A 20,394-nucleotide genomic window follows, 5' to 3' on the forward strand; every position below is an offset into this window, starting at 1 on the left:
GCTGCCGATCCTGCGCTCGGACGACGGCCGCTCCCTCCCGCAAACCCTGCGCGGTGGGCAGATCACTTCGAAAGAAATCGACGGCCTGACCCTCTACGGCGGCCAGTTCCGCGCCAACAGCCCGCGTGACGACAGCAGCATGACGGACATGTCTATGTTCGGAAAAACCGCGTTCACTTCCGATCGCTTCAACTTCCAGGGCGCCGAGTACGCGTTCAACGACAAGCGCACCCAGATCGGCCTGTGGAATGCGCAACTCAAGGACATCTATAGCCAGCAGTTCGTCAATTTGATCCACAGCCAACCCATCGGCGACTGGACCCTGGGCGCCAACCTCGGTTTTTTCTACGGCAAGGACGACGGCAGCGCCCGCGCCGGCGACCTGGACAACAAGACCTGGTCCGGCCTGTTCTCCGCCAAGTACGGCGGCAACACCTTCTACGTCGGCCTGCAGAAACTCACCGGCAACAGCGCCTGGATGCGCGTCAACGGCACCAGCGGCGGCACCTTGGCCAACGATAGCTACAACTCCAGCTACGACAACGCCCAGGAGAAATCCTGGCAGGTACGCCACGACTACAACTTCGCCGCCCTCGGCGTGCCCGGCCTGACCCTGATGAACCGCTACATCAGCGGCAGCAACGTGCACACCGGTACGATTACCGACGGCAAGGAATGGGGTCGCGAAAGCGAACTGGGCTACACCGTGCAAAGCGGCAGCCTGAAAAACCTCACGGTGCGCCTGCGCAACTCCAGCATGCGCCGCGACTACAGCAACAATGAGTTCGATGAGAACCGGTTGATTGTCAGTTACCCGATCAGTTTGCTGTAAGACCTCATTACAACCTCGCTGGAACGATTTGCCGCAGACGGACACTTCCAAAAGGCAGGCAGACCGCCTGACTCTTCGAAAGGGATCTCAAATGGAAGTGTCCAAAAGCCTTGAAAACGCGCACCGCCCGCCCCTGAAAGGCGAGCACCACTCCACGCATGCCCCGGTAGTCTCGGTTGAGAACAGTCGCTACGTACCCGCCGTCGCCCCTCAACTCCCGTTCACACCGGATAATCAGATCCAGGCCTACGTACACCCGGTTCTGGATGACGGCAACTTGAAGGTCAGTTGCCAATCGGTCTGGGAACAGGACGTGACTTACAGTCTGCAGAACTCCCTGGTCCTCGAAACCGGTGACAAAGCCGACCAGATTCACGTCAGCCAGACACGCGCAGGACAGTTGGATGTTCGGGTCAATGGGCGGTTGTATCGTTTTGACAGTGAGGATAAAGACGGCAAGCCCCTCACCTTTCACTTCAAAACCCATGGCGGTGACGACAACATCCACATCGACGCCAATGTGACCCAACCCGTCATCGTGGAAGCCGGCGACGGCAATGACCGCGTGCGGGCCGGCGGCGGTTACACCCGTGTGTTCGGCGGCAAAGGCGATGATGTGCTGCGCCTCGGCAGTGGCCTGGGTTATGCCGAGGGCAACGACGGTGATGACACAATCATGGGCGGCACCGGCGACAACATCATATATGGCAACAATGGCAATGACCGTCTCTACGCGGGTGCAGGCCCCAAGCACAAAACCAGCTACCTGGATGGCGGCAACGGCAATGATCGACTCTATGCAGGAAACGGGCATACGGTCCTGCACGGCGGTGCCGGGGACGATCGCTTGATCGGCCACGACCGCACTACCTTTTACACCGGCGATGGCCGCGACACAGTGATCGCCAACGGCCCAGGCGACCTGATCTACGGTAAACCCGACGACGCGATCAGCCACCTCAACGGTTCGCGGTTTACCGCGGTATCGGCCGCGCCGGAACCTCAAACAGGGTTTGTGATCAAGGGTTCGCCCGAGTTTATCCAACGGGTCGAGGACGATCTGGCCCTGCTGCGCCGATCTCCCATCGGCCAACAGATGCTGGCCGCCATGAGCGCCATCGCCCAGCGCAACGGCGCACCGGTGACCATCGTCGAAGATTTGGTCGACCTCGGCAGCGGCTATGTCTACGGCAGCCAGGAGCTCAAGGCCTTGTTCGGCTATGAACGCGCACCTATTGTCGGTGACGATCCCAAATGGGGCTTCATGGTCGACGGTGTGCCGGGGTCGCAGGCTGACCGGGCTGAAATCAGCTATAACCGCTCCGCAGTGGACACCGTCGCTGGCGTGACCTACGCCTCCATCACGACGCTTTACCACGAAATGGTGCATGCCTATAACGCAGGTAATGGCACCGCTTTGACCGGCTCGACCACTGAAACATTTGAGGGCGAGCAACACGATGTCCCCAACAGCGAACGTCAGGCCGTAGGGCTGCCCACTACGCCCGCGACCCCACCCAACCCCAAACCCCTGACTGAAAACGCCTTGAATGAAGAAATGGGCAAGCCGCTGCGCCCTCAATACGTCGGCTGACCCTTGGCGACGCTCGTTTGTCAGCCTGTAACCTCGCACAGCCGATCTTGCTGTATGGTGCGCGCCTGCCGCTGCTGATCCACTCAGCAGCGGCCTTTATTCGAGCCTGCGCCCACCATGAAATCCTTCGCCATCGTATCCGCCGTATTTGCCCTGGCCTTGAGCCTCAGCGGCTGCATTGGCTCGCCCATCGCTCTCACGCCAGAGACCGAGCAGCGCCTGCAAACCCAGGCACCGATCCGCTTCCTGCTGACCTTCGATGACGGTCCCAGCGCGTCGGGCTACAACAACCCGAGCCGTTCGGTGGTGGCCGACCTGGCGCAGAACCCGGTGCTGCCGGGGATCAAAGCGGTGTTTTTTCTGCAGACCGAAGCCGCTCGATCGGGCGGCAGCTCACGGGGTCGCAAGACCATGGAACGCGAATACGCGGCCGGTCACGTCCTGGCCTTCCACACGGCCACGGGGTTTCACACCAACCACCGCTGGCTGAGCGATGCCGAACTGGAAAGCACCCTCACCCAAGGCGCCGCCGACATCGCCGCGATCACAGGTGCGCCACCGGTGCTGGTGCGCCCGCCGTTCTGGAATTACGACCGCCGCACCTTCACCGCCTACCAGCGCCACGGCATGCACGTGTTGCTGACGGACCTGAGCGCCAATGACGGCAAGATCTGGGGCTTCAACGGCAGCCCGCGCCGCCGAGCCAACCTGTACCGGCAACTGTCGGTGGTGCGCGAACACATTGCCTTGGGTGAATTGCCGACGGTGGACGGCGTGATACCGGTAGTGGTGACCTTCCACGACATCAACCGCTACACCGCGCGACATCTGCAGGAGTACCTGCAGATCCTGCTGGACAGCGCCCGGATCAACGGCGTGAAGACCGCCGCCGAACCTTTCTACACCGACACGGCCCAGCTAAAGCGCGCAGCGCTGGCGCGTACGGTCAGGGATGTGAACGAAGCCGTGCATTTGCCGGGCGTATGGAATTGGGTGTGGGACGCCGACTCCCACTAACCCCTATTCCCGCGATTCAACCCCCAGCTCATCCCACACCGACTCCGCCAGGTGAAACGTGGCATTCGCCGCCGGGATCCCGCAGTAGATCGCGCTCTGCATCAGCACTTCCTTGATCTCAGCGCGGGTCACGCCATTGCTCGCCGCGGCGCGCAGGTGCAGCTTGAGTTCTTCACTGCGGTTCATGCCGATCAGCATGGCAATGGTGATCAGGCTGCGGGTGTGCCGGGGCAGGCCGGGACGGGTCCAGATGTCACCCCAAGCGTGGCGGGTGATCATTTCCTGGAACTCGCTGTTGAATTCGGTCAGGGCATTGAGGCTGCGGTCGACATGGGCATCGCCCAGCACTTCGCGGCGCACTTGCAGGCCTTCGGCATAACGTTGTTTCTCGTCCACAAAAAGCTCCTCAGCGGGCCAACAAAAAATCAATGACGCAGTCGCTGAACGCAGCACCGGCCTGCACATTGGACAGGTGCGCCGCATAAAACTCGGCGTACTCGGCGCCCTGCACATGGTTCTGGATAAAGTGGCCACCCGCCGGCGGTGTGACGGCGTCTTCGGTACCGGCAATGACCAGGGTTGGCACTTTGATTGAAGCCAGTTGCTCACGGAAATCGGCATCACGCACCGCCGCACAGTTGGCGGCATAACCTTCGGGCGATGTGGCCGCCAGCATGTCGGTAATCTGCTTGGCCTGGTGTGGGTTGGCCGCCGCAAAGTCTGCGGTGAACCAGCGTGCAATCGACGCATCGCGCAACGCCACCATCGCCGCTGCGCCATCGCGCAGCACCATCTCGATGCGCGGGTTCCACACCTCGGGTGTGCCGATCTTGGCGGCGGTGTTGCACACCACCAGGCGCTGCAGACGCTCGCCCGCGTTGATGCCCAGCCATTGGCCGATCAGGCCGCCCATGGACAGCCCGCAGAAATGCGCGCGTTGAATATCCAACGCATCCAGCAGCGCGATCACATCCTGACCGAGTTGCCCGATGCTGTAGGGGCCTGGAGTCACCAGGGATTTGCCATGGCCACGGGTATCGAAACGCAGCACGCGAAAATGTTGGGTGAAGGCCGGGATCTGGATGTCCCACATGTGCAGGTCGGTGCCCAGCGAGTTGGAGAGCACCAGAACCGGTGCATCCTCAGGCCCATCCAATTGATAATGCAGTTCGCCCTCGGCGAGTTGTACAAAGGCCACGGTGGTCTCCTCAAGCAAAGTGTTCGGCTACGGCGCGGGTGACCCAGGTGTGGGCCTGGCCCAGGTAGTGGGCGGGATCGAGCAAACGGTCCAATTCAGTTGCGGACAGTTCGGCGGTGACCTGTGGTTCGTCCGCCAATACCGCACGCAGGTGACGCCCCTCTGCGACGGCACGCTTGCAGCACTGCTCCAGCAGATGGTGCGCGGTTTCACGGCCCAGGCGCTGGGCCAGCACGATGCTGACGGCTTCGGCCAATACCAGGCCTTGGGTCAGGTCGAGGTTTTGCGCCATGCGCTGCGGGTCGACTTCCAAGCCTTCGCTCACCAACAACGCCTGTTGCAACGCACCGGAGACCAAACGGCAGATCTCCGGCAGGGTTTCCCATTCGGCGTGCCACAGGCCCAGGCTGCGTTCGTGCTCCTGGGGCATGGCGCTGAACATCGTCGAGACCAGGCCCGGTACACGGGTGGCGGCGCTGATCAGCACCGCCGCGCCGACCGGGTTACGTTTATGCGGCATAGTGGAAGAACCGCCCTTGCCCGGCGCGGATGGCTCAAACACCTCGGCGGCTTCGGTCTGCATCAACAAGCTGATATCACGGCCCAGCTTCCCCAGACTGCCAGCGATCAAACCGAGGGCGCTGGCGAACTCCACCAAACGATCCCGCTGGGTGTGCCAGGGTTGTTCGGGCAAGGTCAATTGCAACTCAGCCGCCAGCGCTTCGGCCACCGGCATGGCCTGTTCGCCCAGCGCTGCGAGGGTTCCCGAAGCGCCACCGAATTGCAGCACCAGCAAACGCGGTTTCAGTTCAGCAAGACGCTGCCGATTGCGCGTCACCGCGCCCAGCCAACCGGCGATTTTCATTCCCAGGGTGACCGGCGTCGCATGCTGCAACCAGGTACGCCCGGCCAATGGCACGCCAGCGTAGCGCTGGGCCTGGGCGGCAAGTATGTCGCCCAGACGCATCAGGTCTGACTCGATCAATTCCACCGCCCGCCGCAGTTGCAGCACCAGGCCGGTGTCCATAACGTCCTGGCTGGTCGCGCCCAAATGCACGTAGCGCTCAGCCCCGGCATCTTCACTGGCAATCAACTTGCCCAGTGCCTTCACCAGCGGAATCGCCGAATTCCCCGCCGTGGCAATTGCCACGCCGAGGGCATCCACGTCGTACAACGACGCCAGGCAGGCCTGGGCAATCGGTGCGACGGCGGCCTGGGGAATCAAGCCGACCTGGGCCTGGGCCCTGGCCAAGCCCGCTTCAAAATCCAGCATGCCCTGCAAGCGTCCCTGGTCACAGAACACCTCGGCCATGCTGCCCGCCGTGAAGTAAGCGTCGAACAATTGATTGCTCGTGCGCAGTGTCATAACGCGTCCCTTATAGATCGTGGTGCAAGTACTCCGCCTGTTTCGGCAGGCGCAGGCTGAACAGGAAGGCCACCGCCATCATGCCGGTGACGTACCAATAGAAGGTGTTTTCCATGCCCATGGATTTGAGGCCCAGGGCCACGTATTCCGCCGAACCACCGAAGATCGCGTTGGCCACTGCATAGGCCAGGCCGACACCCAGGGCACGCACGTGCGGCGGGAACATTTCCGCTTTCACCAAGCCGCTGATCGAGGTGTAGAAGCTGACAATGGCAAGAGCCAGGGAGATCAGCACAAAGGCCAGGAACGGGTTGGTCACGGTTTTCAGGGTCAGCAGGATCGGCACGGTGCACAGCGTGCCAAGGGCGCCGAACCAGAGCATCGAATTACGACGGCCGATCTTGTCCGAGAGCATGCCGAACAGCGGCTGCATGCACATGTACACGAACAGCGCGCCGGTCATGATGTAGCTGGCGGTCTTGGCGTGCATCCCGGCGGTGTTCACCAGGTATTTCTGCATGTAAGTGGTAAAGGTGTAGAAGATCAGCGAGCCGCCGGCGGTGTAGCCGAGCACGGTGATAAACGCCGCTTTATGGTTGCGGAACAACGCGGCCACGCTGCCGGCGTCCTTGTCCTGGCGCATTTCCTTACTGGTGGTTTCCTTGAGGGTGCGACGCAGCAACAGGGAGATCACCGCCGCAATAGCGCCGATCACGAACGGAATCCGCCAGCCCCAGGCGCGCAATTCTTCCTCGGTGAGGATCTGTTGCAGGATCACCACCACCAGCACCGCCAGCAGTTGCCCGCCGATCAGGGTCACGTACTGGAACGACGCGAAGAAACCGCGCTGGCCCTTGAGCGCGACTTCACTCATGTAGGTCGCGGTGGTGCCGTATTCGCCCCCCACCGACAGGCCCTGAAACAGCCGCGCCACCAACAGCAACGCCGGAGCCCAGGCGCCGATGTCTTTGTAGGTGGGCAGGAAAGCGATGACCAGGGAACCGGCGCACATCATCAGCACCGAGATCATCATCGAGTTCTTGCGCCCGTGCTTGTCCGCCACCCGGCCAAACAACCAGCCACCGATGGGTCGCATCAGGAAGCCGGCGGCGAACACACCGGCAGTGTTGAGCAGTTGGACCGTGGGGTCGTCCGACGGGAAAAACGCCGGGGCAAAGTAAATGGCGCAGAAGGCGTAGACGTAGAAGTCGAACCATTCGACGAGGTTGCCGGAGGATGCCCCGACGATCGCAAAAATCCGTTTGCTGCGTTCTTCTCCGGTGTAGTGACTGGTTGTTGTTGTCATGTTTTTTCACTCAGTGGGAACGGTTATAGCCTAGACATACTTTGCAACAAGCTCGTTCCGCAACAAGACTTTTAGGTATGTCGTGCCTGTGAGGGCCTCTTCGCGGGCAAGCCCGCTCCCACCGTTGACTGCATTCCAGAGTTGGAACTCGATCCAATGTGGGAGCGGGCTTGCTCGCGAATGATCTCAAGCCAACTCAATAATCAAAGAACACTGTTTCCCGGTCTGTGCCCTGCAAAATCACATTCCACTGATGCACACCCTCTGCATCCTGCTTGGCAATCAAGGTTTCACGCCGATCTGCCGGCACACACGCCAGCAACGGGTCATCCCCATTCAGCGCCTCGCCCTCGAAATAAATCCGCGTCAGCAAATGCTTCACCAAGCCACGGGCAAACACCAGCACCACCAGGTGCGGCGCCTGGGTTGTGCCTTTCAGGCCCGGCACCGCACCCGGCTTGATGGTGGTAAAGCGAAACCGCCCTTCGGCATCCACCGGCACCCGGCCGAAGCCTTCGAAGTTCGGGTCGACGGCTTTGTCCTGCTCGTCTTCCGGGTGGTCATATTTACCGGCGGCATTGGCCTGCCAGACTTCGAGCATGGCGTCGTTGACGACATCGCCATTGCCATCCACCACTTGCCCGCTGATCGCCACACGTTCGCCGAGGGTGGCGCTCACGGTCAGGTCTTCGCGGTTCAGCCAGGTCAGGCCGATGTGGTAATACGGCCCGACGGTGTGGGACGTGGTCGCGTTGAGTGTCATCTCATTTCTCCATCGGCGTGGCGTCGCGGCCGCGCAGGACGATGTCCCAGCGGTAGCCGAGGGCATAGGAAGGAATGGTTTTTTCCAGATCGAAGCTGGCGATCAAGCGTTGCTTGGCCGAGGTGTCCGGCACGCAGTTGTAGATCGGGTCGTATTCCAGCAGCGGGTCGCCGGGAAAGTACATCTGCGTGACCAAGCGCGTCAGCACGCTCGGGCCGAACAGCGAAAAGTGGATATGCGCCGGGCGCCACGCGTTGTGGTGGTTGCCCCACGGATAGGCACCGGGCTTGATGGTCTGGAACTGGTACCAGCCATCGGCGTCGGTGACGGTGCGGCCGGTGCCGGTGAAATTCGGGTCCAGTGGCGCATCGTGCAGGTCGCGCTTGTGGTTGTAGCGACCGGCGGCGTTGGCCTGCCAGATCTCCACCAGAATGCCCGGCACAGGCAAACCGTTTTCGTCGAGTACACGGCCATGAATGATGATGCGTTCGCCTTGGGGCTCGCCTTCATGCTGGGCCGTGAGGTCGTTGTCCTTCTCATTGATGCGTTCGGCGCCGATGGTCGGGCCGGTGATTTCCGACAAGGAATGGGGCAGGAACACCAACGGCTGGGACGGCGAACGCAAGTTCGTCGACTGGTAGGCCGGGTGCAGGTAATCAGGTTGAGTGCCCGCTTGCGGGCGCCGGTATCCAGGCTTGTCACTCATGGTGCAGTCCTCTCTTATTAGATGCGTTCAATCGCCAGGGCCAAGCCTTGGCCGACGCCCACGCACATGGTCGCCAGGCCTTTGCTGCCGCCGGTCTTTTCGAGTTGGTGCAGGGCCGTCAGCACCAGCCGCGCGCCGCTCATGCCCAGCGGGTGGCCGAGGGCGATGGCGCCGCCGTTGGGGTTGACCTGCGGCGCGTCGTCGGCGATGCCCAGTTCGCGCAGCACGGCCAGGCCTTGGCTGGCGAAGGCTTCGTTGAGTTCAATCACATCGAAATCGGTCACGGCCAGGCCCAGGCGCTCTACCAGCTTGCGCACCGCTGGCACCGGGCCAATGCCCATCACACGCGGCGCGACACCGGCGCTGGCCATGCCCAACACGCGGGCACGGGCAGTCAGACCGTGTTTTTTGACGGCTTCGGCTGAGGCCAGGATCAGCGCTGCAGCACCGTCGTTGACACCCGAGGCGTTGCCGGCGGTCACCGTTTTGTCCGGGCCGTTCACGGGCTTGAGTTTGGCCAGGGCTTCCAGCGTGGTATCCCGTGGATGCTCATCGTGCTCCACCAGAGTTTCGCCTTTTTTATGGGCGACGCGCACCGGTACGATTTCTTCAGCAAAATACCCAGCGGCCTGGGCAGCAGCAGTACGTTGCTGGCTGCGCAAGGCAAAAGCATCCTGGTCGGCGCGGGACACCTTGTAGTCGTCGGCCACATTGTCGGCCGTCTGCGGCATCGCATCCACGCCGTACTGCGCTTTCATCAACGGGTTGATAAAACGCCAGCCGATGGTGGTGTCTTCCAGCTTCATGTTGCGCGAGAACGCCGCGTCGGCCTTGCCCATCACGAACGGCGCGCGGGACATCGACTCGACGCCACCGGCAATCGCCAGCTCCATTTCGCCGCTGGCAATCGCGCGGAAGGCAGTGCCGATCGCATCCATGCCCGAGGCGCACAAGCGGTTGAGGGTCACACCCGGAATGCTTTCCGGCAGGCCCGCCAGCAGCAACGCCATGCGTGCCACGTTGCGGTTGTCTTCACCGGCCTGGTTGGCGCAGCCGAGGAACACTTCATCGACGGCCGTCCAATCCACCGAAGGGTTGCGCTCGATCAACGCCTTGATCGGCAGCGCTGCCAGGTCATCGGCACGCACGGTGGACAAGCCACCGCCGAAACGGCCAATGGGGGTACGGATGGCATCACAGATAAATACATCGCGCATCAGGCTTCTCCAGGCGCTTGGCCATGGGCGGCCGCAGTGCGGGCTTCAAGGTCACGCAGGGCGGTCAGCTCTACGTCAGTCGGTTCGGCGGTGGTGTCGACCTGGTCGGCAAAACGAATCGCCCAACCGGTCGCGGCCACTACCTGTTCACGGGTCACCCCAGGGTGCAGCGCGGTGACCACGAATTCATGGGTGCCCTCCTCCGGTTCCATGATGCACAGGTCGGTAATAATCCCGACAGGGCCGGCACCTGGCAGACCCAGGCGTTTACGCGAGTCGCCGCCTTCGCCATGGCCGACCGAGGTGATGAAGTCGAGCTTGTCGACAAACGAACGCGCCGACTGCTTGAGGATGATCAACACGCTCTTGGCCGAACCGGCGATTTCTGGCGCGCCACCGGCTCCCGGCAGTCGCACTTTAGGCTGGTGGTAGTCACCGACCACCGTGGTGTTGATGTTGCCGAAACGGTCGACCTGAGCCGCGCCGAGAAAGCCCACGTCGATGCGACCGCCCTGCAGCCAGTAGCGAAAAATCTCACCGGTCGGCACGACGGTGTCGGCGGTTTCCGCCAGCTCGCCATCACCGATAGACAACGGCAGTACCGACGGCTTGGCGCCAATCGGGCCAGACTCGTAGATCAACACCACATCCGGCGAAGAAGTCAGGCGCGCCAGGTTCGCCGCCTTGGACGGCAGGCCAATGCCGACGAAGCATACCGAGCCGTTCTTAAGGCGGCGCGCGGCGGCGACGGTCATCATTTCATTGGTCGAGTAAGCCATTACTTGGCCTCCTGCGCGGTGGCCAGTTTGGCCTGGAATTCGCTGAAATCGGCGGTGCCGTGGATGTATTCATTGATCCAGGCGGTGAAGGTCCCACGGTCGCGGGCGATCGGGTCCCACGCCTGGTAGAAGCGGTTATCACGCTCGTTGTAGCCATGGGCGTAGGACGGATGCGCGCCACCCGGCACATGACACACCGCCGTCAGCGCCCAGGTCGGCAGTACGCAGCTGTTCATCGGCGCATTCAGGTCATCGACGATTTCTTCGACGGTGACGATGCAACGCTTGGCCGCCAGGGCCGCCTCTTTCTGCACACCGAGGATGCCCCACAACAGCACGTTGCCCTTGCGGTCAGCCTTTTGTGCATGGATCACGGTGACGTCCGGGCGCACCGACGGCACCGCCGCCAGCACTTCACCGGTAAAGGGGCAAGTCACGGTCTTGATCAGCGGGTTGACCTTGGGCAAATCGGAACCCGCGTAGGCACGCAGCACCGCGAACGGTAGGCCAGAGGCGCCGGCGACGTAGGCATTGGCCAGGTCGGCGTGGCTGTGTTCTTCAATTTCCAGCGGTTGCGGCCATTGCTTCTCGACCGCGTCGCGCAGGCGATGCAAGGAGCCCACGCCGGGGTTGCCGCCCCAGGAGAAAATCAGCTTGCGGGCGCAACCAGCTCCGATCAACTGGTCGTAGATCAGGTCAGGTGTCATGCGCACCAGCGTCAGGTCTTTTTTGCCCTGACGAATGATTTCATGACCTGCTGCCGTTGGGATCAGGTGGGTGAAGCCTTCTAGCGCGACGGTGTCACCGTCGTTCACAAATTGCTTCACCGCGTCACGCAGCGCGAGGATTTCAGCCATGGGGTTCGGGCTCCCGGTATGGATCGAAAAAGGCGCTGAGGTGGCGCCGAAGTGCTTGAAGATTAAGCCGGGGAAATGGGCCAAACAATCCGATAATCGACTCAGTGTTCGATTATCGAACGGATTGTTGGCAAGCTATCGATCAGCCTCAGGTGGCGTCGGCATGGCTGACCATGCCCTTGATCACCACCGCAGCGGTGGCCAATGCAGCCGGGATCACCAGGGCGGTGAGCACTTGCTCGAAGTTCCAGCCCAGGCCCAGCAAGGTTGCGCCCATCCAGGCGCCGAGGATCGCGCCGAAACGACCGATGCCGAGCATCCACGACACGCCGGTCGCGCGGCCTTGGGTCGGGTAGAAACGTGCGGCCAGAGACGGCATTGCCGACTGCGCACCGTTGACGCACATCCCGGCAACCAGCACCAGGGTTGCCAGCAGGGTGATATTGCCCAGGCTCTGCCCTACCGCGTAGGCAAACACCCCGGCCAGCAGGTAGAAAATGCCGATGACCTTGTGCGGATTGAACCGGTCCATCGCCCACCCCACGCCCACCGCGCTCAACACGCCACCGAATTGGAACAACGCACCGATGAACGCGGCCTGTTCCAGGCTGGCGCCACTGTCACGCATCAGGGTCGGCAACCAACTGGTGAGCAGGTAGACGATCACCAGGCCCATGAAGTAGGTGAGCCAGAGCAGCAACGTGCCGGCGCTGTAGGTGCCGGAGAAGATCACCGCAAACACGTTGCGCGCCTTGACGGTTTTTTGCTCGGGCACGCTGAAGCTGCTGGCTTGGGCGACGATGCTGGGTTCGATGGGCGAGAGGGTTTTGCGCACTTTGTCGGTGCCCCGGTTACGCACCACCAGGTAGCGCGCCGACTCCGGCAGCCACAGCATCAGCACCACCACCAGAATCAATGGCAGGATGCCGCCGATCAGCAGCAAGGCATGCCAGCCGAACGCCGGGATCAGCTTGGCCGAGATAAACCCGCCACCGGCCATGCCCAGGTTAAAGCCGCAGAACATGCTGGTCACCAACAATGATTTGTGGCGTTCCGGTGTGTATTCGGACAGCAGCGTCGTGGCATTCGGCATGCCGGCGCCCAGGCCCAACCCAGTGAGAAAACGCAGCACCAGCAATTGATCGACGTTGCTGCTGTAAGCGGAGGCCAAGCTGAACGCGCCAAACACCAGCACCGCGCCCACCAGCACCACTTTACGGCCGAAGCGGTCGGCCAACGGGCCGGAACCGAGGGCACCAAACACCATGCCGATCAACGCAGCGCTCATCACCGGGCCGAGGCTGGCGCGATCAATGCCCCAGTCCTGGGACAGTGCCGGTGCGATAAAGCCCATGGCAGCGGTGTCGAGGCCGTCGAGGAAAACGATCAGGAAACACAGGATCACCACGCGCCACTGATAACGTGACAGGGGCTGGGCGTTGATGAAGGACTGGACGTCCAACGTGGAACCGACAGAAGGCTGATTCATTGTTTTTATTTCCACACCGATGGCGGGCTGACGACCTGCGGCCGTCGTTATTATTGGGGCGCTTCAACAGCGCTGCCGCACAGTAATAAGTCGGGGGAAACACCGTCAATTGAGCAAACCGGGATCTGTGCGGTGACCGAACAGCTTAAGCGAACAGTTGCGCGCTCAACTCACGGCTGGCGCTGAGCATGCTCGGCAGGAAGCGCTGTTCCAGCTCACTGCGGCTGACGCGCCCGGCGTGGGTACTGACGTTCAGCGCGGCCAGCACCTGGCCCGAGGCGTCATACACCGGCACCGCGATGGAACGCAGGCCCTGCTCCAGCTCCTGGTCGACGATGCACCAGCCTTGCTGACGCACTTGTTGCAGGCATTCGAACAGCGCTGCGGGCGTGGTCAGGGTGCGGCTGGTCTTGGTTTGCAGGTCGGCGTGGTCGAGGTAATCCTGCAGCGAGGCGTCGTCCAGCGCAGCAAGCAGGATGCGCCCCATGGAGGTGCAATAGGCCGGCAAGCGCCCACCCACCGACAGGTCCACGGAAATCAGGCGCTGGGTGGTGGCCGAACGGGCGATGTAGAGAATGTCGTCGCCTTCGAGGGTCGCCATGTTGCAGGCTTCGTGGAGCTGCTCGCTCATGCGGTCCAGGTAAGGCTGGGCCGACACGGCCAGCGGTGTGGACGACAAATAGGCATGGCCCAGGGTCAGCACTTTGGGCAACAGCGAATAAGTGCGCCCGTCGGTGGTGGCGTAGCCGAGCTTGATCAAGGTGTGCAGGCAACGGCGCACGGCGGCGCGGGGGATTTCCGTGCGGTGACTGATCTGGGCGATGGTGAGGTGACGCTTGCGCTCCTGGAACGCCTGCACCACGGCCAGGCCGCGAGCCAGGGACGTCATGAAGTCGGGATCACCGGTAAACGCCTGGATACGCTTGGCCGGAGAGGCAACGATCGGCGGCGCCACTGACGCGAAAGAGTTGCGCAATTGATCGTTCATGTCGGGATCCTTTCTCTTATTGTCGACCGCTGGGGTGGTTCGGCAGCTATTACAAGCCGTGTCAGCCAGGATGCACAAGGCAGGCCTGAGAACATTGTGCGATTATCGGACAATCATTCGATTATCGCAATTTGTGGGCGAGCGTCGTTTTTAGGCCCGCCCGCCTTCATCAAGTTAAGGGCTGCTTAATAACGTGTGAAGTTTGGTTAAATTTTATGACGCCAGAATTTTTGCAACTACCCACGCACCCGTGTAACAAAACCCTCACACAAAGTTGACGGCTTTTAACTTTCCGCTGATAGTGTTATTCAAATGCGCCGCTATAATGCACTCTGTGTGAAGGTCCACCTGGTTTGATAATCGGGAGCGAGCTTCATCAGATGGTGCACATGCCGTGCATTGTCGATCTCAACTATTGCCGCGAATGCACCACTAACTTGAACGCTTCTGCGTTTCAACTTGGAACACGCCGAGGGCGCAATCTGGCATAACGGCGCAACGTATCAACACTCCACTCAATTAGGTAACGATGTGACGAAAGATGAACTGCGCGCGGAACTTGAGCGCCAGGAGCAACGTTACAAGGACGTTTACGGCGGGGAAGTCACCACCTACGCCGCCCAGCCTGAACCTGAACGCAAACCATGGCGCAAGCGAGCCAGCCTGCTCGACCAGGCATTTGCCCAGGAAATCCAAAAGATTGAACAAGAGCTGAAAACCGAAGAGCCATAAGCGATCCGGTCCAAGCCCCAAGGTTTTTGCCTCGACTGCTGGCACATAGCTAGCAGCCGGCAACCTTGAATCCCACCATCCCCGGTAAAATTTCATACAAATGTTTCAGGGGTGACGTTTTTGTGACAAAAGCCCGCCCAGAGGCCCCTCTGCTTTATAAATCAAAGACTTGCCAAAGCCCCGAAAACCCTGGGATGCGTGCCTTTCCGGCTGTTTTTTTCGGTGAAGATTGTTACCGATGAGCAGCTAGTGCATCGATTACTGAGGTTTTCTGGCATAATCGCGCCCCCTTACGACCGGGTCAGAAAACCTTCATGATCGATTTATTCAGCGGACTGGATGCTTGGGTTCTCGTGAGCCTGTTGCTCGCCCTGGCCTTTGTCCTCGCCTTCGAGTTCATCAATGGCTTTCATGACACCGCTAACGCGGTGGCCACAGTCATCTATACCAAAGCCATGCCGCCGCACCTGGCCGTGTTCTTCTCCGGGGTGTTCAACTTCCTCGGCGTGTTGCTCGGTGGTGTCGGTGTCGCCTACGCCATCGTGCACTTGCTGCCGGTGGAGTTGCTGATCAATGTGAACACCGGCCATGGTTTGGCAATGGTCTTCTCTTTATTGGCAGCGGCGATCACCTGGAACCTGGGCACCTGGTACTTCGGTATCCCGGCTTCCAGTTCCCACACCCTGATCGGCTCGATCCTCGGTGTCGGCCTGGCCAATGCCCTGATCAACGACATTCCCCTGGCTGACGGTGTGAACTGGCAGAAGGCGATCGATATCGGCGCCTCCCTGGTGTTCTCGCCCATGGCCGGCTTCCTCGTCGCAGCCCTGGTGCTGATTGGCCTGAAGTGGTGGCGTCCAATGTCGAAGATGCACAAGACCCCGGACCAGCGCCGCAAGCTCGACGACAAGAAACACCCGCCGTTCTGGAACCGCCTGGTGCTGGTGATTTCCGCCATGGCCGTGAGTTTCGTGCACGGTTCCAACGACGGCCAGAAAGGCATCGGCCTGATCATGCTGGTATTGATCGGTATCGTGCCTGCACAGTTCGTGCTCGACCTGGGCAGCACCACTTACCAGATCGAACGTACCCGCGATGCAACCGTGCACCTGAGCCAGTTCTACCAGCGCAACAATGCTACGCTCGGTGAGTTCCTGGCCCTGGGCAAAAGCGTGAAGAACGATCTGCCGGGCAAGTTCCAGTGCAACCCGCAACAGACCGAGCCGACCATCAACGCGCTGGTCGACACCTTGAAAGGCGTGTCCGACTATCATTCGCTGACGTCTGACCAGCGTATTGAAGTGCGTCGCTATTTGCTCTGCCTGGATGACACCGCGAAAAAAGTCGGCAAGCTGCCGGGCCTGGATGCGCGTGAGAAGTCCGACCTCGACAAGCTGCGCAAAGACCTGACCGCCACCACCGAGTACGCCCCGTTCTGGGTGATCCTCGCCGTTGCACTGGCCTTGGGCCTGGGCACCATGGTGGGCTGGAAGCGTGTGGTGCTGACCATCGGCGAGAAGATCGGCAAGCAGGGCATGACCTATGCCCAAGGCATGTCGGCACAGATCACCACCGCGACCATGATTGGCTTCGCCAACATCTTCGCCCTACCGGTGTCCACCACCCACGTGCTGTCTTCCGGCGTGGCCGGCACCATGGTCGCGAACAAAAGCGGCCTGCAAGGCGGCACCGTGAAGACCATCCTGATGGCCTGGGTCCTGACCCTGCCGGCGACGGTAGGTTTGTCGGCCGGGTTGTTCTGGTTGGCGTCGAAGGCGCTGGGCAGTTGATAACCCCGCCGCAATAAAAAAAGGTGCGATCCGCGAGGTTCGCACCTTTTTTTATGTTCGTATTTCTGTAGAAGCCGACTCAAATAACAGGCAAAAAAAGGGCGACCGAAGTCGCCCAAAATGCCTTGCGTGCTCATGTAACCTGGAAAAACTAAGGTTTTTTACGCTTGTTCGCGTCTTTCCAGATAAAAATTCCAAACCCTACAAAAAACAGCACCATGAGGCTTACAGTCAGCACTCCGGCAAACACCACATTATCGATGAACATGACCGGCCTCCTGTGCTTGCCCTGTTGCGATAGGGCTAAGTTAACGGAGAAGGCGGATTGGAAAATTGACGGGGATCAATGTCGCCCGCGACGGGGCGTAAAGAAGGGCAATAACTGACCTGCATCAAGGGATGCAGGCTGTTTCAACGCTTTTTCGGTTTGTTCTTCGGCTTTTTCTTCACTTTGCCGAGTGGCATCGCTTGTTCAAATGCCTGGCGCACTTCATTCAGGCGCTTGTCATTAAGGTCATGCACGCGCTTGGCACGTTCGGCATTCAAATCGATCAGCTTGTCGTCTTCACTCATGGCTTGGCTTACGTCGTGGAGGGAATGGCTCAATAATGCGGGCTCAAGCGCTCAACGGCAAATCAACGGGCGACAAAAGGCAGGGCATCGCACAAAATCGAGGCCTTTCCCGAACCCGGAGACGCTCCCAGGTGGCACTGCACAAGGACCTTCCGCCGTTGCTGGCCTTGCGCGCTTTCGAAGCGGTGGCGCGGCATTTGAGTTTCATCAAAGCCGCCAGCGAGTTATCGGTGACCCAGAGCGCCCTCAGTCATCAGGTGCAGAAACTTGAGCAGCATCTGGGCAAACCGCTGTTTATCCGACGCACCCGCGCGATCGATCTGACCGCCGACGGCCAACAGTACTACGACGAAATCCGCCCTGCACTCGATGCTATCGCCGCCGCCACGCGTGCCCAGCGGGTTGCCCCGAGCGCCACCGTGTTGCGCATCGGTTTACTGGCATCGTTCGCCACGTTGTGGCTGGCGCCGCGATTGGCGGACTTTCTCAACCGCTATCCGCATATCCAGGTAGAGTTGTTGCCGGCGATTCAACTGGCGGATGTCACAGGCGCCGAGGTTGACCTGGCCATCCGCTACGGCAAGGGCGATTGGCCCGATGTCCTAGCTACGCGACTCATGCCCGAGGTTATCTCCCCAGTGTGCAGCCCGTCGTTCAAGGCACGCCAGAACGGCCCACTGCTGATGGCCACTTCGCACCGCCCGTTTGAATGGACCGACTGGTCCGCGCACTATCAGGTCGACCTCATCCACCATCCCCGCGTAATGCTGCATGACTACAACATCGTGGTCGAAGCCGCCGTGGCCGGACAAGGCATCGCCATGGGCCGCCATCGCCTGATAGAACGTCGACTACAGGACGGAAGCCTGGTGGAAGCGTTCGACTGGCCGCCCTATCACAGCGATATCGGCTACTGGCTCATCGCGCCCGAGGGCCCCGCCACTGAAGCCGCCGCCTGTTTCAGCCAATGGCTGAAGGAAGCCTGCACCGACGCGTGAGTTATTTCGATACGTCGCGTGAGATCTATCCGTTTGTCGCCCCTTGATGCAGCCAACATGCTGAAGCCTCCCGAACCCAGAGGATTCATCATGAGCGACTCCCTTCACCAGCGCGTGCAAGCCCTTGGCCTCACACTGCCCACCCCAAGCCAGCCAATTGCCAACTACATCAATCATGTCATCAGCCAAAACCAGTTATTCGTTTCCGGACAAATTCCCCTGGTAGACGGCAAGCCCGCCTACATCGGTCGCCTGGGCGAATCCCTCAGTGATGAAGAAGGCGCACAGGCGGCGCAATTGGCGGCCTTGGGCCTACTGGGGCAGTTGAGCAATGCCCTGGGCGATGACCTCTCGCGCCTGGCGCGCACCGTGCGCCTGGGTGTATTCATCGCCAGCAGCGGTGATTTCAAACAGCAAAGCGTGGTCGCCAATGGCGCGTCCAACCTGCTGGTCAACGCCCTTGGTGAAAAAGGCCGGCATGTGCGCACCGCCGTAGGTGTGTCCAGCCTGCCGGCCGGTGTGGCCGTGGAGGTTGATGCCATTTTCGAGCTGCGCCCTTGAGCTCGCTCGAAGTCCAGCAGCTGCGGGACGACACGCCGGGCTGCCGATCCGGCATCGTGCACTTCAACCCAGCTGGCGCCTCCCTGCCGAGCCAGGCGACCCTCGATGCAATCATCGAACAACTGCAACGCGAGGCCCGCGACGGCCCGATGGAAGCCGGTGAACATGGCGCCGTACTGGTGGAAAAAGCCCGCCGCGCCGCCGCGCAACTGCTCAACGCCCCCGCCGCTTCGATTGCCTTTGCCAGCAGCGGTTCGACCGCCTGGAGCCTGGCGTTCCAGGCCTTGGCGCCCTGGCAACCAGGCGACCGTATTCTGGTAGGCCGTCACGAATGGGGCGGCAACCTGGCCAGCATGGAGCTGGCAGTGCAGGCCGGTGCCCGAGTGGAAGTCATCCCTTGCGATGAATCCGGCGCGGTCTGCCCACTGGCGCTGGAATCGATGATCGATGCACACGTCAAGCTGATCGACCTCACCTGGCTCCCCGCCAATGGCGGCCTGATCAACCCTGCCCAGGCCATCGGTGAAGTGGCGCGGCGGCATGCCATCCCCTACTTCATCGACGCCGGCCAAGCCGTCGGCCAGGTGCCGGTGGATGTACAGGCGTTGCAGTGCGACGTGCTCAAGTCGGCCGGCCGCAAACATCTGCGCGGCCCACGGGGCACCGCGCTGTTGTATGTGCGACCGGGCTTTCTTGAGCGGTTGAATCCGACCCAGCGCGATGTATTTTCAGCACCATGGACCGCCCAGGGTTTTGACCTGCGCAACGACGCACGGCGCTTCGAAACCAGCGAAACTTCTTTCGCCTTGCTGGCAGGCCTGGGCAATGCGTTGCAAGAGATGAATCGTCTGGGCATCGAGCGCGTCTGGGAAAGAGTGTCGCAAACCGCCGAGCGAATCCGCGAGGCGCTGCGTGGGATGTCAGGCATTACCCTGCATGACCTGGGCACGCAGCAATCAGGCTTGATCGCTTTCAATCTGGCGGGCTGGGATGCATTCGAACTGAAGCGGCGGCTGGGCCTCAAGCGCATCAATATCGGCGCCAATGGCGTGGCCTACACACCGCTGGATATGCAGGTGCGGGGCCTGGAGAGCGTGGCGCGGATCTCGGTCAGCCCGCTGAATACCGAGCAGGATATCGAGATGTTGTTAGCCGCCCTGCGCGAGTTACGCGACTAAACCTCGACGTCCACCCACAAGCCCTGGCGCGGGGCATCTTCGATCAGTGGCACCACCGGCACGGTGTTATCGGCGTTGAGTATGTCGCCCGGAATGGCCAGGTGCTGCTCCGGGTCTTCATCGGCTTCACGCCGGCGTTTCTGTTGTTCCTGCTGACGGCGTTGTTCTTCGCGCAGCAAAAAAGCCGAGGTCTCGGCGTCGCCCTTTTTCAGGTCGATAGTGCTCTCGTTGGAGCCCGGCTGAACTGGCACCACGGGCGGGATATCCGGCTTCTGTCGCACCGGATCGAGTTGTGACGTCACCGGCACAACGCTGACGGGCAGCATGGGTGGCAGCATAGTGATTATTTCTCCTGATCAACAGGCTGTCGGCGGGTGGCAGGGCGACTTGAGCGCAGGCTCGCCAAGCTGTGACCCAGTCGACACTCCCAAGTGCCCGCCACCCGTCGAT

The 20,394-nt window shown here is 61.1% G+C and carries 22 protein-coding genes; 8 read left to right on the forward strand and 14 right to left on the reverse strand.

Features of this window, described 5'->3' with window-relative positions:
* From HX823_RS26350 to HX823_RS26360, 3 genes are all read left to right on the forward strand, one after another.
* Window positions 1-832 (forward strand): OprD family outer membrane porin (locus HX823_RS26350; protein WP_177077447.1); only part of this gene is annotated, 832 nt, incomplete at its 5' end.
* 91 nt (window positions 833-923) lie between these two features.
* On the forward strand, window positions 924-2,426 hold the full coding sequence (locus HX823_RS26355) for a M91 family zinc metallopeptidase (protein WP_177077450.1): 1,503 nt from the start codon (window positions 924-926) through the stop codon (window positions 2,424-2,426).
* Window positions 2,427-2,543: 117 nt separating this feature from the next.
* Window positions 2,544-3,443, forward strand: coding sequence for a polysaccharide deacetylase family protein (locus tag HX823_RS26360; protein WP_177077452.1), 900 nt, complete (start codon window positions 2,544-2,546; stop codon window positions 3,441-3,443).
* Window positions 3,444-3,446: 3 nt separating this feature from the next.
* Here HX823_RS26360 and pcaC read toward each other — a convergent pair whose 3' ends face one another.
* The 11 genes from pcaC to pcaR all read right to left on the reverse strand — a co-directional run bounded on the left by pcaC (window position 3,447) and on the right by pcaR (window position 14,112).
* Complete coding sequence (pcaC, locus tag HX823_RS26365) at window positions 3,447-3,839, reverse strand: 4-carboxymuconolactone decarboxylase (RefSeq protein ID WP_028619276.1); 393 nt, start codon at window positions 3,837-3,839, stop codon at window positions 3,447-3,449.
* A gap of 10 nt (window positions 3,840-3,849) precedes the next feature.
* Window positions 3,850-4,641, reverse strand: a complete 792-nt coding sequence (gene pcaD, locus HX823_RS26370; RefSeq protein WP_177077454.1) for a 3-oxoadipate enol-lactonase — start codon at window positions 4,639-4,641, stop codon at window positions 3,850-3,852.
* 10 nt (window positions 4,642-4,651) lie between these two features.
* Window positions 4,652-6,007, reverse strand: a complete 1,356-nt coding sequence (locus HX823_RS26375; RefSeq protein ID WP_177077456.1) for a 3-carboxy-cis,cis-muconate cycloisomerase — start codon at window positions 6,005-6,007, stop codon at window positions 4,652-4,654.
* Between the two features lie 10 nt (window positions 6,008-6,017).
* Window positions 6,018-7,313, reverse strand: a complete 1,296-nt coding sequence (locus tag HX823_RS26380; RefSeq protein ID WP_016975088.1) for an MFS family transporter — start codon at window positions 7,311-7,313, stop codon at window positions 6,018-6,020.
* Between the two features lie 196 nt (window positions 7,314-7,509).
* On the reverse strand, window positions 7,510-8,076 hold the full coding sequence (gene pcaG / locus HX823_RS26385) for a protocatechuate 3,4-dioxygenase subunit alpha (protein WP_177077458.1): 567 nt from the start codon (window positions 8,074-8,076) through the stop codon (window positions 7,510-7,512).
* Between the two features lies 1 nt (window position 8,077).
* Window positions 8,078-8,782, reverse strand: a complete 705-nt coding sequence (gene pcaH / locus HX823_RS26390; protein WP_019817832.1) for a protocatechuate 3,4-dioxygenase subunit beta — start codon at window positions 8,780-8,782, stop codon at window positions 8,078-8,080.
* Window positions 8,783-8,799: 17 nt separating this feature from the next.
* The gene (gene pcaF / locus HX823_RS26395) at window positions 8,800-10,002 is read right to left on the reverse strand and encodes a 3-oxoadipyl-CoA thiolase (protein WP_177003547.1); all 1,203 of its coding nucleotides are present in this window, start codon (window positions 10,000-10,002) and stop codon (window positions 8,800-8,802) included.
* On the reverse strand, window positions 9,999-10,778 hold the full coding sequence (locus HX823_RS26400) for a CoA-transferase subunit beta (RefSeq protein WP_028619270.1): 780 nt from the start codon (window positions 10,776-10,778) through the stop codon (window positions 9,999-10,001). The genes pcaF and HX823_RS26400 overlap by 4 nt, the downstream gene beginning before the upstream one ends.
* Complete coding sequence (locus HX823_RS26405; protein ID WP_038849774.1) at window positions 10,778-11,635, reverse strand: CoA transferase subunit A; 858 nt, start codon at window positions 11,633-11,635, stop codon at window positions 10,778-10,780. Before HX823_RS26405 ends, HX823_RS26400 begins: the two co-directional genes overlap by 1 nt.
* Before the next feature lie 148 nt (window positions 11,636-11,783).
* On the reverse strand, window positions 11,784-13,124 hold the full coding sequence (locus tag HX823_RS26410; RefSeq protein WP_061435600.1) for an MFS transporter: 1,341 nt from the start codon (window positions 13,122-13,124) through the stop codon (window positions 11,784-11,786).
* 145 nt (window positions 13,125-13,269) lie between these two features.
* Window positions 13,270-14,112, reverse strand: a complete 843-nt coding sequence (gene pcaR / locus HX823_RS26415; protein WP_028619267.1) for a pca regulon transcriptional regulator PcaR — start codon at window positions 14,110-14,112, stop codon at window positions 13,270-13,272.
* A gap of 531 nt (window positions 14,113-14,643) precedes the next feature.
* Between pcaR and HX823_RS26420 the strand changes: the two genes are divergently transcribed.
* Window positions 14,644-14,844, forward strand: coding sequence for a hypothetical protein (locus HX823_RS26420; RefSeq protein WP_003189295.1), 201 nt, complete (start codon window positions 14,644-14,646; stop codon window positions 14,842-14,844).
* 314 nt (window positions 14,845-15,158) lie between these two features.
* Entirely contained in the window at window positions 15,159-16,634 is a 1,476-nt protein-coding gene (locus HX823_RS26425) for an inorganic phosphate transporter (protein WP_177077460.1), read from the forward strand.
* A gap of 151 nt (window positions 16,635-16,785) precedes the next feature.
* Here the strand turns inward: HX823_RS26425 and ccoM are convergent, their stop codons facing one another.
* On the reverse strand, window positions 16,786-16,902 hold the full coding sequence (ccoM, locus tag HX823_RS32170) for a cytochrome c oxidase subunit CcoM (RefSeq protein WP_003172387.1): 117 nt from the start codon (window positions 16,900-16,902) through the stop codon (window positions 16,786-16,788).
* A gap of 143 nt (window positions 16,903-17,045) precedes the next feature.
* The gene (locus HX823_RS26430; protein WP_141537463.1) at window positions 17,046-17,240 is read right to left on the reverse strand and encodes a hypothetical protein; all 195 of its coding nucleotides are present in this window, start codon (window positions 17,238-17,240) and stop codon (window positions 17,046-17,048) included.
* 98 nt (window positions 17,241-17,338) lie between these two features.
* Between HX823_RS26430 and HX823_RS26435 the strand changes: the two genes are divergently transcribed.
* The 3 genes from HX823_RS26435 to HX823_RS26445 all read left to right on the forward strand — a co-directional run bounded on the left by HX823_RS26435 (window position 17,339) and on the right by HX823_RS26445 (window position 19,944).
* On the forward strand, window positions 17,339-18,205 hold the full coding sequence (locus HX823_RS26435; protein WP_177077462.1) for a LysR substrate-binding domain-containing protein: 867 nt from the start codon (window positions 17,339-17,341) through the stop codon (window positions 18,203-18,205).
* Between the two features lie 90 nt (window positions 18,206-18,295).
* Window positions 18,296-18,766, forward strand: coding sequence for a RidA family protein (locus HX823_RS26440; protein WP_177077464.1), 471 nt, complete (start codon window positions 18,296-18,298; stop codon window positions 18,764-18,766).
* Window positions 18,763-19,944 carry an aminotransferase class V-fold PLP-dependent enzyme gene (locus tag HX823_RS26445; protein ID WP_177077466.1) on the forward strand — a complete coding sequence of 394 codons (1,182 nt, stop codon included), beginning with the start codon at window positions 18,763-18,765 and terminating at the stop codon, window positions 19,942-19,944. Before HX823_RS26440 ends, HX823_RS26445 begins: the two co-directional genes overlap by 4 nt.
* On the opposite strand, the gene HX823_RS26450 is transcribed toward HX823_RS26445, so the two are convergent.
* On the reverse strand, window positions 19,941-20,282 hold the full coding sequence (locus tag HX823_RS26450; RefSeq protein ID WP_033902733.1) for a hypothetical protein: 342 nt from the start codon (window positions 20,280-20,282) through the stop codon (window positions 19,941-19,943). The two genes, HX823_RS26445 and HX823_RS26450, sit on opposite strands and share 4 nt — an antisense overlap.
* Window positions 20,283-20,394: the final 112 nt, after the last annotated feature.

Source organism: Pseudomonas sp. P7759 (genome assembly GCF_013386445.1).
In the GTDB taxonomy this organism is placed as follows: domain Bacteria; phylum Pseudomonadota; class Gammaproteobacteria; order Pseudomonadales; family Pseudomonadaceae; genus Aquipseudomonas; species Aquipseudomonas azotoformans_A.

What these genes read in the sequence shown, in the direction of transcription:
- HX823_RS26355 (WP_177077450.1), top strand. Translation starts at nt 924, where the DNA reads ATGGAAGTGTCCAAAAGCCTTGAAAACGCGCACCGCCCGCCCCTGAAA.
- HX823_RS26360 (WP_177077452.1), top strand. Translation starts at nt 2,544, where the DNA reads ATGAAATCCTTCGCCATCGTATCCGCCGTATTTGCCCTGGCCTTGAGC.
- HX823_RS26375 (WP_177077456.1), bottom strand. Translation starts at nt 6,007, where the DNA reads ATGACACTGCGCACGAGCAATCAATTGTTCGACGCTTACTTCACGGCG.
- HX823_RS26380 (WP_016975088.1), bottom strand. Translation starts at nt 7,313, where the DNA reads ATGACAACAACAACCAGTCACTACACCGGAGAAGAACGCAGCAAACGG.
- pcaG (WP_177077458.1), bottom strand. Translation starts at nt 8,076, where the DNA reads ATGACACTCAACGCGACCACGTCCCACACCGTCGGGCCGTATTACCAC.
- pcaH (WP_019817832.1), bottom strand. Translation starts at nt 8,782, where the DNA reads ATGAGTGACAAGCCTGGATACCGGCGCCCGCAAGCGGGCACTCAACCT.
- HX823_RS26400 (WP_028619270.1), bottom strand. Translation starts at nt 10,778, where the DNA reads ATGGCTTACTCGACCAATGAAATGATGACCGTCGCCGCCGCGCGCCGC.
- HX823_RS26405 (WP_038849774.1), bottom strand. Translation starts at nt 11,635, where the DNA reads ATGGCTGAAATCCTCGCGCTGCGTGACGCGGTGAAGCAATTTGTGAAC.
- HX823_RS26410 (WP_061435600.1), bottom strand. Translation starts at nt 13,124, where the DNA reads ATGAATCAGCCTTCTGTCGGTTCCACGTTGGACGTCCAGTCCTTCATC.
- pcaR (WP_028619267.1), bottom strand. Translation starts at nt 14,112, where the DNA reads ATGAACGATCAATTGCGCAACTCTTTCGCGTCAGTGGCGCCGCCGATC.
- HX823_RS26425 (WP_177077460.1), top strand. Translation starts at nt 15,159, where the DNA reads ATGATCGATTTATTCAGCGGACTGGATGCTTGGGTTCTCGTGAGCCTG.
- ccoM (WP_003172387.1), bottom strand. Translation starts at nt 16,902, where the DNA reads ATGTTCATCGATAATGTGGTGTTTGCCGGAGTGCTGACTGTAAGCCTC.
- HX823_RS26440 (WP_177077464.1), top strand. Translation starts at nt 18,296, where the DNA reads ATGAGCGACTCCCTTCACCAGCGCGTGCAAGCCCTTGGCCTCACACTG.
- HX823_RS26450 (WP_033902733.1), bottom strand. Translation starts at nt 20,282, where the DNA reads ATGCTGCCACCCATGCTGCCCGTCAGCGTTGTGCCGGTGACGTCACAA.